This window comes from Brasilonema bromeliae SPC951, assembly GCF_012912135.1.
Lineage (GTDB): Bacteria > Cyanobacteriota > Cyanobacteriia > Cyanobacteriales > Nostocaceae > Brasilonema > Brasilonema bromeliae.
This window is the reverse complement of sequence record NZ_QMEB01000031.1, coordinates 1-12,311: the sequence shown is the minus strand read 5'-3', so window position 1 is coordinate 12,311 and position 12,311 is coordinate 1. Positions and strand designations below refer to the sequence as shown.

General features: G+C 42.5%; 11 protein-coding genes. 9 read left to right on the top strand and 2 right to left on the bottom strand.

The window, feature by feature from the left end; translation table 11 throughout:
- Positions 1-52: 52 nt before the first annotated feature.
- The 6 genes from DP116_RS06295 (at position 53) to DP116_RS06270 (ending at position 7,707) form a co-directional block, all read left to right on the top strand.
- Entirely contained in the window at positions 53-829 is a 777-nt protein-coding gene (locus tag DP116_RS06295) for a glycosyltransferase family 2 protein (protein ID WP_169154360.1), read from the top strand.
- 174 nt (positions 830-1,003) lie between these two features.
- Positions 1,004-2,113: a glycosyltransferase gene (locus tag DP116_RS06290; RefSeq protein ID WP_169154359.1), complete on the top strand. Its 1,110-nt coding sequence runs from the start codon at positions 1,004-1,006 to the stop codon at positions 2,111-2,113.
- Positions 2,114-2,758: 645 nt separating this feature from the next.
- Complete coding sequence (locus tag DP116_RS06285; RefSeq protein WP_169154358.1) at positions 2,759-3,934, top strand: glycosyltransferase family 4 protein; 1,176 nt, start codon at positions 2,759-2,761, stop codon at positions 3,932-3,934.
- Between the two features lie 48 nt (positions 3,935-3,982).
- Positions 3,983-4,792, top strand: a complete 810-nt coding sequence (locus DP116_RS06280) for a WecB/TagA/CpsF family glycosyltransferase (protein ID WP_169154357.1) — start codon at positions 3,983-3,985, stop codon at positions 4,790-4,792.
- 187 nt (positions 4,793-4,979) lie between these two features.
- Complete coding sequence (locus DP116_RS06275; RefSeq protein ID WP_169154356.1) at positions 4,980-6,146, top strand: endo-1,4-beta-xylanase; 1,167 nt, start codon at positions 4,980-4,982, stop codon at positions 6,144-6,146.
- A gap of 133 nt (positions 6,147-6,279) precedes the next feature.
- The gene (locus DP116_RS06270) at positions 6,280-7,707 is read left to right on the top strand and encodes an exopolysaccharide biosynthesis polyprenyl glycosylphosphotransferase (protein ID WP_169154355.1); all 1,428 of its coding nucleotides are present in this window, start codon (positions 6,280-6,282) and stop codon (positions 7,705-7,707) included.
- Between the two features lie 271 nt (positions 7,708-7,978).
- On the opposite strand, the gene DP116_RS06265 is transcribed toward DP116_RS06270, so the two are convergent.
- The gene (locus DP116_RS06265; RefSeq protein WP_169154354.1) at positions 7,979-9,328 is read right to left on the bottom strand and encodes a hypothetical protein; all 1,350 of its coding nucleotides are present in this window, start codon (positions 9,326-9,328) and stop codon (positions 7,979-7,981) included.
- Between the two features lie 237 nt (positions 9,329-9,565).
- On the opposite strand from DP116_RS06265, the gene DP116_RS06260 reads away from it, so the two are divergent.
- Both DP116_RS06260 and fmt read left to right on the top strand, forming a co-directional pair.
- Positions 9,566-9,934, top strand: coding sequence for a hypothetical protein (locus tag DP116_RS06260; protein WP_169154353.1), 369 nt, complete (start codon positions 9,566-9,568; stop codon positions 9,932-9,934).
- A 42-nt stretch (positions 9,935-9,976) separates the two neighbouring features.
- Positions 9,977-10,981, top strand: coding sequence for a methionyl-tRNA formyltransferase (gene fmt / locus DP116_RS06255; protein ID WP_169154352.1), 1,005 nt, complete (start codon positions 9,977-9,979; stop codon positions 10,979-10,981).
- A gap of 33 nt (positions 10,982-11,014) precedes the next feature.
- On the opposite strand, the gene DP116_RS06250 is transcribed toward fmt, so the two are convergent.
- Positions 11,015-11,374: a DUF6464 family protein gene (locus DP116_RS06250; protein ID WP_211173113.1), complete on the bottom strand. Its 360-nt coding sequence runs from the start codon at positions 11,372-11,374 to the stop codon at positions 11,015-11,017.
- A 203-nt stretch (positions 11,375-11,577) separates the two neighbouring features.
- Between DP116_RS06250 and DP116_RS06245 the strand changes: the two genes are divergently transcribed.
- Complete coding sequence (locus DP116_RS06245; protein ID WP_169154351.1) at positions 11,578-11,982, top strand: Npun_F0494 family protein; 405 nt, start codon at positions 11,578-11,580, stop codon at positions 11,980-11,982.
- The last annotated feature ends 329 nt before the right edge of the window (positions 11,983-12,311 follow it).

The following is a 12,311-nucleotide window of genomic DNA, read 5'->3' as shown; positions in this document are numbered from 1 at the left end:
ATAATTTCACCTGAGATGCTAACTATCACTAAGAAATTGGAGAATTAACGACATGAATTTAAAATACCCGAAAATTACAGTTGTCACTCCTTCATACAATCAAGCTCCTTTTTTGAAAATGACACTAGAGAGCATACTAAACCAAGATTATCCAAATTTGGAGTACATTGTGATTGATGGTGGTTCAACTGATGGCAGTGTTGATATTCTCCGTCAATATGACAAACAACTGACATATTGGGTAAGTGAGCCGGATCAAGGGCAAACTGATGCACTCAACAAGGGTTTTTTAAGAGCAACAGGTGATATTCTGTGTTGGCTCTGCTCTGATGATTTATTTGAATCTTGGACTCTCAAAGAAGTCGCTCAGTTTTTCCAAGACAACCCTCAAGCTCGCGTTGTCTATGGTGATAGTACTTGGATTGATGTAGAGGGACAACCTCTAAGAATTAAAAAGGAACTACCATTTAACCGTTTTATTTTCTTATACTCTCATAACTTTATTCCTCAACCGTCTACTTTTTGGCGTCGTGATTTATATGAAGAAGTCGGTGGACTTAATTCTGAATTTGATTTAGCTATGGATGCTGATCTTTGGATGCGCTTCTCTGAAGTGACTGATTTCTATCATGTTCGAAGATCTTGGTCAAAAATGCGGCTATATCCTGAACAAAAGACTCAGCGATTGTCGGTTAGATCGCGAGAAGAAGGACGAATGATTGAACAAAGATACTGTGGTGAAGAACCCATGTGGTCTTTTAAAGTTAAGAAATTCTTAGCAACGAGTCTCCGAGTCGGCTGGAAGTTAGCAGCTGGAAACTACTGGTAGGGTATAAAGTCAACTCAATATTTAGGGGTTAATCTCTAGAATCTGTTAGGAGTTTGAAGCAGGTTGTTTTCATTGTTCTACGCATCGGAAGTTGTGAAAAAAACAGAGTTAAAGACCCTTGTTTGTTAAAGACATCAATTTTTGAGATGAGTTATCAAGAGTCAGTAAAATATTGTGAAACTTCTCATTATTAGTCAATTTGGAGGTATTGGGGGCGCGGAACGCAGCCTGATTCCGCTTGCTAAGGAGCTTCAGAGCGATGGATATGAACTCACACTATTGCTTTTGAAACTACCAACAGATTCCCATATCTTTCAAGATTTTCCAGGTACAGTGCTTTTTCCTGAAAGTGCGTCTTCTTGGTATCGAAATCATACACTGTCCCAACTTAATCGTGAAATTGCAAATACAGATTTGGTAATTGCCACTTCCGAACTTTCTCCAACCTACATCAGTTGGCTCTTATCACGCTGGCACCGTAAGCCATTTATTGCGGATGTTCAAGTTCACCTAAGTCAGTGGATTAACGATAGTGCTAAATCATTACATCATTATCTGTGCCGTTGGATATATCCTCAAATCTCTTACATCCGCTGTGTTTCTGAGGGAGTTTCAGATGATTTACGGTTGAATTATGGTGTTCCATCTGAACATCTTTCCATCATTTATGTCCCATTTGAGCTTGATGCTATTATTCAGGCTTCTCAATCACCTCTCCCCTCAGAACATCATCACATCTTTAATAAACCAACAATTGTCTCCATTGGTCGTTTCACTAGTCAAAAGCGGTTTGACATTGCTATTGAAGCTCTTCTTTACCTGCGGCAGTCTTATGATATTGAAGGAAATTTACTCATTTTGGGAGATGGTGAATTACGCCCTCAACTAGAACAACAAATCAGAATGTTAGAACTTTCCAATTCTGTTTTTATGCCTGGATTTGTTGAAAACCCACTCATGTATATTGCGCGATCGCAGGTGTTTCTATTGTCATCTGATTATGAAGGCTTTGGTCGTGTCATCGTTGAAGCTTTGGCTTTGGGATGTCCAGTCGTATCAACAAATTGTCCATCTGGTCCTTCTGAAGTTCTTGAACAAGGGAAATGTGGATTATTAGTTCCTACAGCTCATCCTCAAGAAATGGCTCACGCAATAGCACAGATATTAACGAACTCACAACTATCTCAAACACTTCGTTCAGCAGGATTACAGCGAGCAAAGGATTTTAGTTCCCAAGTTATTGCGCAAGACTACAAGCGACTTATCAATTGCGCCTTATCCTGAAGTTACCTCAACAAATATACTTACACAACCACAAAAAGCTTTTTTTTACAGCATGGATTTGAGCGATTGTTCTCAAACTGTGTATCCATCTACGCTTTTGGTGTCTGCTTGCAATAGCCAACTTAATGAAATTTACGACAGAAATGCCCTACCTCTTTTGAGCAAAGGTTGAATATATAGCTACAGGTTTTGGGATCAATAACTATGTGTTTTACAACACAAAAATTTTCGTCAAAATAGTACTTTTGTATCGCGGAAGTCCAATTTAGAAAATAGCAATAAGCAACTCGACCAAATTCAACGTAAAATGTCCGCAGCGAGCAAAATGCAGTCAGACAACTTGCTGCTTTGAAGGTAACCTGAAGGCAGGTTACTCGCTCTATGGCTGACGCCACGCCTTACGGTGAGTCCAGCGCTGCGGGAGGGTCTCCCTCCGCAGGCGACTGGCGAACCCGGAGGGCTATTGCAAAGTGTGCCCCCAGGCATACGCGTATCACTTTCTCCAGACGCTACAAAGTAGCGTGCCCTCAGAGCGATAATACCCGGAAGGTCAAGCAAAACAATCACAAGAATCGTATTTTATGTTTTTTCATGTAGGGCTACTTACTAAAAAATAGATTCAATCTATACTAAAGAGGTTTCTTTATGCGTATCCTGAGCCTTCACAACCGTTATCAGCTTCCTGGGGGTGAAGATGTCGTTGTCAGCATGGAGAGAGAACTATTAGAAGCAAATGGTCATTGTGTAGATCTCTTCGAGGTGAATAATGATCACATTACGAATTCCATAGAAAAAGCGAAATCTGCTGTTAACTCTATCTACTCAATATCATCGAAAACACAAATTCTTCAAAGAATTGCTAGTTTCAAACCAGATATTGTACATGTACATAATTTCTTCCCAATCCTTTCTCCATCAGTCTACTATGCCTGTAGAGAGGCTGCTGTACCAGTAATCCAAACCTTGCATAACTATCGCCTCCTTTGTCTCAATTCTTATTTTTTTCGAGAGGGCAAGGTGTGTGAGGACTGTTTGGGAAAATCTTTTGCTTGGCCAGGTGTTGTTCACAGTTGCTATCGCGGCAGCAAAACGGGTAGTGCCGTAATTGGTGCTATGCAATCTATCCACCGAACCTTACAAACTTGGAACAAGGTGGTGGATGTCTACATCACCGTAACGGAATTTGCTCGACAAAAGTACATCCAGGGGAACTTGCCAGCCTCGAAGCTGGTAGTCAAGCCTAACTTCCTTTACCCCGACCCCAAACCGGGTGAGGGACAAGGCAATTATGCTCTGTTTGTAGGGAGACTTTCACCCGAAAAGGGATTAGAGACGCTTTTAAAGGCATGGGAGAAACTGGCAGGAAAAATACCACTCAAAATTGTCGGAGATGGACCATTGGCAAATACAGTAGCCTCAACTGCCCAAAGGTTGACAGGTGTGGAATGGTTGGGAAGGTTGCCCAAGCAGGAAGTGCTCAAGTTAATGAAAGATGCTCAGGCTTTAATTTTTCCTTCTCTTTGGTATGAAGGTTTCCCCCTAGTCATAGTGGAAGCATATGCTGTGGGACTTCCGGTGATTGCGTCAAACCTTGGTAGCCAGTCTTCGCTTGTTGAACATGGTCGTACAGGCCTCCACTTTCGCCCTGGAGATCCAGAAGATCTGGTTGCACAGGTAGAGTGGGCTTTAACTCACCCAGCCGCGCTTGCTCAGATGCGACAGGAAACTAGAGGTGAATTTGAAGCTAAGTACACGGCAGAAAGAAATTACCAGATGTTGATGGATATTTATGAGCGAGTTGTGAACTGTAAGACTTTTTGACCCAAACTAGCATGCGTATTCTGCGTATTAACATGGAGATACTAAGAAATGAAACTAACAATTAGTCAACGGAATCTTCTCAAGCACCGCTATATACTAGGCATGCGAGTAGACGGTACCAGTTACGAAGACGCTACACAGCGGATTTTGGGCTGGGCCAAGGCGAGAAAAAGTTGCTACATCTGTGTCGCCAACGTCCACATGACTATGGAAGTTCACGACGATCCTGTATTTGCGAGTGTAGTTAACAATGCTGCCCTAGTAACACCCGATGGTATGCCCCTAGTTTGGGCATTGACTGCACTTGGTGTAAAAAATGCCTCCCGAGTCTACGGGCCTACCCTGACACTCTACGTATGCGAAGCAGCAGCACAAGCTGGTATACCAATCGGACTCTATGGTGGAACATCAGAAAGCTTAGTTGCATTTGTAAAATTTTTGCACCAGCGTTTTCCAGGCATTAAGATTGCCTGTCAGATTTCGCCACCTTTTCGCCCGTTAACACGCGAAGAAGATGATGCCTACACCCAGCAAATTGTAGACTCAGGCGCACGAATTTTATTTGTGGGCATCGGTTGTCCTAAACAAGAATTGTGGATGGCAGCGCACAAAAACCGGATTCCTGCCGTTATACTCGGTGTCGGTGCCGCTTTCGACTTTCATTCGGGTCGTGTCAAACAAGCCCCTAGCTGGATGCAGAAACGCGGTATGGAGTGGATGTTTAGGCTGCTCATGGAGCCAAAACGTTTATGGAAACGTTACTTTAAGCACAATCCACGGTTTTTGCTGTTCTTTGTGATGCAATGGCTAGCAAGCAAGTTTGGCTGGAGACTGTTTGAAACAAATTCCCTAGACTAACTGCGCATTCTAGACAAGCCACCATTGAAGATGTGACTACATTTCTGGTTTTTTTGTTGAGTACTCAAGGTACAAACAACTAGCATTATCCTCATTTAATGAATATCAGTCTCGTCTCAACTGGTCAGTGGCTGGTAAAACTGTGAAAACGTTGTTAGCAGAGTTAATGTACTAACAATTAATCAAAATGCGATTCTTCATCAAACGGCGTGAACTTCTACTAGGATTAGGAACTTTGGCAAGCACGGTTCCCTTTGCTTGTGCCAATAGATTCAAAGATTACAATCAAGTTAAAGCTCAATATAACCGAAAGAGAAATTTCTCTATTGTGGGTAATACTTCTTTACGCAAACGGGCTGCTGTTAAAGGATTAATCTATGGAGCATTTCCGTCTTTTGGTTACGAGAATTTATCTAGAAATAAGCAGTTACAGTCTGCCTTCATTCGGGAGTGCGGTCTTCTAGTGGGGGGGTTTTATTGGGGTGTCACTCGCCCTAGTATCAATAATTTCAACTTTAATGATACTGACTCTTTTGCCCAATTTGCGTCTGAACATGGGATGCTCTTCCGAGGACATCCTTTAGTTTGGCATCAAGTCATTCCTCAGTGGTTAATTAGTAAATTCCAAGACCCCAAAACCACCTCTAAAGAAATTGAGAACCTTTTAACAAACCATGTGTCAACAATTGTTAAACGGTATGCTGGACGAATCCACTCATGGGATGTGGTCAACGAGGCAATTGAGCCGAAACACGGACGACCTGACGGTTTACAAGACACACCATGGCTAAAGTTTTTGGGTCCAGATTATATCGACATTGCCTTTCGCACTGCTAGAGATGCTGATCCCAAGGCGCTGTTGGTATATAACGATGCTTTATTGGATCATGATATACCCGAGCATGAAGCAAGAAGAATTGCTACACTGAAATTGCTAAAAACTTTGAAGTCTAAGGGTACGCCTGTTCAAGCCTTAGGCATACAAGCTCACTTGTTTGCAGATAAACCATTCAATCCAAAGAAGCTGAGAGCTTTTCTACGTGATGTTGCCAGCCTTGGTCTAAAAATTCTGATTACTGAGCTAGATGTATCAGACAATCAGTTGCCTAGAGATATAAATGTGCGCGATCGCATTGTTGCAAGTGTCTATGAAGACTATCTGTCTATTGTTTTAGATGAACCAGCTGTCATTGCAGTCATAACTTGGGGATTTACTGATAGCGACACCTGGCTTTCGAGGTTTCCCCGCTCAGATAGAGCACCATTACGACCTTTACCTTTCGATTTTAATATGAAACCTAAATTGGCATGGAATGCTATAGCAAGAGCGTTTGACAAAGCTCCAAAGCGTTAATTTCAATTCAGAATCACATTTATTAACAACCACTCTTGCCCTTAATGGTAAGAGTTATGGTTGCATATGCCAAATGTGTTCAACTCGAATAAAAACCGCCATAACGGTACAAATATAAGGAGGGACAGAAATCGTGGCTTCCAGAACTCTATCAAGAGTAAAATTCAAACCCGATTTACGCTCAGCCAAAGGCACAACGATACAGAGAGGATTAACTATCCGATTTTTACGGATATTAACACTTATTTTCCTAGATGTTATTTCCCTAATCCTAGCATGCAAGTTGGCAGTCTTTTTGGGAACTCCATTAGAATCTCCTTGGACAAAACAAACATCTTTTCTACTGCTAGTTTTAACAGTAGAAATAGGACTCATTGCAGCGCAAGGACTGTATAAAGCAGGTATTTTTCGTCGTAATTATCCTGCTCTGATTAAAGCAGTTTCTTTGTCAGGCATTCTCCTTTTGCTGATTGCTTTTCTCTACGAACCAGAGAGCTATGTTTCTCGCTCAACTTTTCTACTATTTTGGTTTTTCTCTGTAGCCTTCATCTGTGCTGGACGCTGTATCTTTGATGTTACCACTAGACTTCTTCGTAAAAAAGGAGCAATTCGTTATCCTGTTTTTCTCATCTCCGACATAGAAGATCAAGAGAGTCATATTAGGTTAATAGAACAAGAGAATTGCTACACTGTACAGGGAATTTCTGACTCTAAGTGTCTAGACAGAGCGAACAGAGAACAAACCTTGGAATATCTTCGCAACCAAGGGATAGTAGAGGCTTTGGTTTCTTGGAATTCCATTAAGAATCGTCTCTATGTTTGCTGGAATTTCCAAACAGCTGGTATTACCCTGAGAATACTCCCTACACAAAATACAATCTTTCATCCGAAATCTGTAGTATGGATGATAGGTGAAGTCCCTTGTATGACGATTCCAGCACCAATTATCGCAGGCAGTGATTTTTGGGTAAAGCGGTGTTTTGACCTTTGTTGTTCCATTATTTTGTTAGTGATACTCTCACCTGTGTATTTGCTTATTACTTTGCTGATTAAGCTCGATTCACCTGGACCAATCTTCTTCAAGCAGGAGCGAATTGGTCTACATTGTAAGAAATTTAAAATTTGGAAATTCCGCACAATGGTTGTGAATGCGGAAAAGATGCAAAAAGACCTCGAAGCAAAGAATGAAATTAAAGATGGTGTTTTGTTTAAACTGAAGAATGACCCTCGGATCACAAGAGTTGGTACATTTCTGCGCCGTTATAGTCTAGATGAATTGCCCCAAGTGTTTAATGTTTTACTCGGACAAATGAGTTTGGTCGGTCCGCGTCCTCTTCCTCTAAGAGATGTAGAAAAATTCCAAACCGGGCACTTTATCCGTCAAGAAGTGTTGCCCGGTATTACTGGATTGTGGCAGGTTTCTGGACGTTCCAATATCGATAACTTTGAAGACGCGGTGAAATTAGATCTTTCTTACATTGAAAATTGGTCACTCTGGCTAGATTTGAAAATTTTGCTGAAAACAGTTCAAGTTGTCCTGCGCAAAACAGGTGCCTATTAAATTGGCAAACAAAATGCAGAAATTTTCTCCATCTCCACCTGCTTCTTCACTGTTTTAATCATTTTTGAAGTTTGAGCCTATGAAAGTAGAGATTTCCTATTTTAGATTTCTGCTCTTTCTCAGGCTCAGATTGCAATTTTTAAAAATTAGTTAAGCGACTGGAGTGATGGAATTATTACTCTTGAACGCCAATATTCTCCCTCAGTCGCTAAATGAATGGTTTGATTTTTTCTGTGTTAGTCCTAATTATGGGCAACTGGACAAATATGATCTATCTGTAAGCGACTTGTGGCTCAGCCCAGACGTCTGTGACCCGTTTACCATAGACAACAGGCTGCTCTGTAGTTGTAGCAGCTACAGTCTTACCATCGTAAGCAACTGTCATCAAGGGCCATTCTTCTTCGCCCAATTCGCCAGCACGAAATACCACTTGGTCAGGGTGAGTTTTACTCCAACCTAACAACACAGCGATCTCGTGTTTATATTCTTCTTGTGAAGGAGTGACACTTTCAGAGCGATTTTGTTGCCGATCCCATATGAGTGCATAATCTGTGACATCAGAAGTGTTCATCGCCCCTTCAAATTTGCGTGCTAAAAAGCGATCGCCTTTTTGTGACCAGCTAACAGGAACTAATACCGCAATAGTTCCTTGTGCATCACTTGGTGAAGAAACTTGAACCTTTAACAGGGGATCGTTAATAGAACCAGTTGAGCTAACCACTCGCAACTTCTTAGTTTGCCTATCTTCTACAAATAGAACGCTGGTCACGCGGCTATTATACATTTGTGGTTTGACTTCCAGTTGTACGCGGCTGTACATAGCATATCTACCATCTGCAGAAATAACAGGCATACTGCGGTAGTAACGCACTCCGGAAAGACCCTTAGAACCAATAGCATCTTGAGTCGCCTGTATCCAAGTCCAAGGAATAGGATGAGGACTTCCTATTGGATCTTGCTGTGCTGCTTGAGCTTGTTGTCCTGATTGTTCGACAACAGGCACTGCTGTTGACTTTTGTTGTCCTTCTTTGAAAGGGTCAATTTTAACTGCTTCTAATGTTTTAGCAGCAAGCACTTCCCCAGATGCAGAGCCATTGTTCGCCGCCAAGGCTAGAACTTTAGAGGCTTTCAATCGTTGTACTAAATTGTGTTGACTAGCTGCCATCTCGTTTGATGCCGACTCAGATTCTTTTAGTGCTGGCGGTAACTCTAATGGTGGCAATTGGTCATTATACGGCATCTGAACTGACGCAGAACTATCTTTTACAGTCAAAGCCTCAATGTTATTTGTTTGTTCATCTATTTGTCTTTGCGGTTGGGAAACCGCACCTAAAGACATTGGTATAGAGTGAGATTTTTCTGTAAAGGACTTGATTGGGGCTGCTTTTGGTACTGAAACGAAATTAGCTTTATCAACAGCAGCCGTTGTCAATAACCGGGGATCAACCGCTATAGAGTCTGGCTCTTTTGTTGCCGAAGCTACTTTAGCTACTTGTACTTGTTGTGCCGAAGTCGTGTGCTCTGATGCTGCCATCAAGGGCGCGATCAGCATCACAAAAATCAGGTACTTAACGAATGGTTGCGCACGGAACCATCCAGACAGCATAAGGTGTTTAAGCATTTGTTGACTTTCTAGAGGGCGGTTGCTGTGTGAGGAGCACAAAGGGATGCAGCAATAGAGCAGGTTATCATTATATGTATAACAAGGAACTAGCAGTTTTAACGATATAGTTTACTCAAATTTCGCATACTTTTACAAAATAGAGTCATTCGTAGTACGCGTTCTGGCTACAGAATTTTTAAGAACGGTAGTAAACCAAAAAATTGGAAACCATCAGGAGGGCGCATCTTAAGAGGTTTGTACAAAACCAACAAATTAGGACGACTGATAAACCCGCTCCGTAAATGGCTTGTACAACATCTTAGAGAATTCCCTAATGCTTTGGGACAGGCGATAGAGTTCAAGTCAATTCGAGTACGATATAACGCAGTGGCTCCTAATGAACGGCAGGTGACGCCTAGTGCACCGACTGTCGGCACAGCCCTTGCCAGTTGCGGGACTCGGGGGGAACCACGCCACTTGCGTGACTGTCGGCATCCCCGACGCCAGTCGCCTCAACGGAGGGAACCTCCGCACGGCGCTGGCTCCCCAACGCAGTGGCTCCCCAAGACCTCGGCGACTACGCCCGGCACTGTCCTCCCCAACACACTGGCTCTTGTAGCCTGACCGAACCCTAGTCGAGCACTGCCTCCTAATGACTAATGACTGATGAAAATCCTATTCTTTGGCACTCCTAGTTTTGCTGTACCGACTCTGGAAAAACTACTGAATAATCCAGAATTCGATGTCTTAGCAGTTGTAACACAGCCTGATAAACGTCGGGGACGTGGAAATCAACTGATACCCTCACCAGTAAAAGCTGTCGCCACCTCTGCTAATGTGCCTGTATGGCAACCTCAGCGGGTGAAAAAAGACATTGAAACTTTAACGAAACTCAAAGACTCAGACGCAGATGTGTTTGTCGTCGTTGCCTATGGGCAAATTCTGTCTCAAGAAATTTTAGATATGCCTAAATTGGGTTGTGTTAATGTGCATGGCTCAATTTTACCCAAGTATCGAGGTGCTGCTCCGATTCAGTGGTGTTTGTATAACGGCGAGACTGAAACCGGCATCACGACAATGTTAATGGATGCAGGAATGGATACTGGTGCAATGCTTCTCAAAGCGACAACACCGATAGAATTACTAGATAATGCTCATGATTTGGCAGAAAAACTTGCAGTTCTGGGTGCAGATTTGTTGGTAGAGACTTTGTCCAAGCTGGAACACCAGGAAATTCAGCCAATTCCTCAAGATAATTCTCAAGCGACTTATGCGCCTTTGATTAAGAAAGAAAATTATCAATTAAATTGGTCAAAGAGCGCTATACAATTACACAATCAAATCAGAGGGTTTTATCCAGACTGTACCGCTACCTTTCGCAACCAACCACTGAAAATTACCGCCACTGCTCCCCTTGATGATGCTGAAGGTTATGAACTACCAGCAGAACTCCAAGAAATAATACATAAATTACCTAATTTGTCAACTGCATCGGGTAGTCCAGGGGAAGTTGTAAGCATCGTCAAGGGGATAGGAGCAATTGTCCAAACTGGAGAGGGCTTATTGCTCTTGCGAGAAGTTCAAAGTGCTGGCAAACGTCCCCAGTCAGGATGGGATTTTGTTAATGGTTCGCGTTTAGCAGTGGGAGAGGTATTTGGGAGTGCTGAGTGATGAGTGATTGTTTCCAAATTTCCTTTACTTTAATCAGCACTCTCGCCTCTGGTAGTAGCGGCATGTTTCACATGGTCCGTCTGGGTTAACCGCGCAGCGCATGATTTCTGAACAAGCATTGTAGCGGCAGGTGGCATCACCGATGACCCAACGCCCTCCTACAAGACTTTTTTCATTTGGTCGTATAGCGGACTGTACGTATAAAGCAATTTTTTGCAAACGATAGCGCCCTGCCTTGAATTGATAACGGTGGCGGCGCTCTAAAACTGCGTATGTTTTGCCCTCAAAATCAAGATAGTTTCCAGGTTGTGGTGCCCAATCAAGTTTCACACTCCCGAGGGACTGACGCGAATGCGTCAGAATCACCTCAGTTGGTAGAGAATCTGGTTCCATAAGCTTTTGTAATGTGATTTACATTAATAGGATGGTAACGCACCTGCCTGTGTTGACTTGCATAGTTTATGTTATCGTTAACGATTTGCTAATATTTTTTGACGCAGCCACAGCTTCTAGCCATCAAACCATGAAGTAATATTTTACTAACTCATGTTTTAGCAGTTTGAGATTCCGAGCTAAAAAGTATTAAAAGTGACCAAATGCCTAGTATTGATTCTCAAAACCAGAAAACCTTTACCTATTCTCGCAGCACCCTAGAACGAGCCGAACGAGCCTTAGTGTGTTCTCCCTTCAATCCTTGCTTATTTGAAACAATGCGTTCTCGTCGAGTAGCATTAAGTGAAATGACTGGTAGTTCTGGTGTTCAAAATGGCTATACTAAACATTCTATCTCGGAGTTAGTAGCAGACAATGCACTTGTGTGGCTGATCCAAGTGGGTGTTCTGCGACGGGAAGTAGATGGTCAAGGAATTACAGATAGTTTCCGCCTCACTCCTCTTGGTCGTCAAATAGTAGAACAATTTCAAAGGAAATCTTGGCGGACTCCTACATGGAGTGATAACCTATACAATGCTGTTATTCGTTGGTTTAGGCTACCCTTTTAGAATTAAGGGTACCAAGCGTTGTTGCAAGAGCTTCGGCGTGCAGGAGATAGCAACTGGCGTCGGGTTTACCGATAGTCACGCACAGCCGCATGGGGTACCAAGCGTTGTCGCGGCGTGAAGGTGTCTGCTATACAAGTTAATTATTATACTTTTGTAAACGGAGAAAAGCTATAAAAGAGTTAAGAGTGGGGAATCAAAAAAAACAATCAATACGGAAGTTTAAATTCAGTTTATGAAGTCTTTATGGTAACTATTTGACTAAATCAGTGAAATCTTGGTTTTTGACCAAGAAGGGGTGTAGGGGTGTAGGGTGTAGGGGTGTAGGGGGG

What these genes read in the sequence shown, in the direction of transcription:
- DP116_RS06295 (WP_169154360.1), top strand. Translation starts at nt 53, where the DNA reads ATGAATTTAAAATACCCGAAAATTACAGTTGTCACTCCTTCATACAAT.
- DP116_RS06285 (WP_169154358.1), top strand. Translation starts at nt 2,759, where the DNA reads ATGCGTATCCTGAGCCTTCACAACCGTTATCAGCTTCCTGGGGGTGAA.
- DP116_RS06280 (WP_169154357.1), top strand. Translation starts at nt 3,983, where the DNA reads ATGAAACTAACAATTAGTCAACGGAATCTTCTCAAGCACCGCTATATA.
- DP116_RS06275 (WP_169154356.1), top strand. Translation starts at nt 4,980, where the DNA reads ATGCGATTCTTCATCAAACGGCGTGAACTTCTACTAGGATTAGGAACT.
- DP116_RS06265 (WP_169154354.1), bottom strand. Translation starts at nt 9,328, where the DNA reads ATGCTTAAACACCTTATGCTGTCTGGATGGTTCCGTGCGCAACCATTC.
- fmt (WP_169154352.1), top strand. Translation starts at nt 9,977, where the DNA reads ATGAAAATCCTATTCTTTGGCACTCCTAGTTTTGCTGTACCGACTCTG.
- DP116_RS06250 (WP_211173113.1), bottom strand. Translation starts at nt 11,374, where the DNA reads ATGGAACCAGATTCTCTACCAACTGAGGTGATTCTGACGCATTCGCGT.
- DP116_RS06245 (WP_169154351.1), top strand. Translation starts at nt 11,578, where the DNA reads ATGCCTAGTATTGATTCTCAAAACCAGAAAACCTTTACCTATTCTCGC.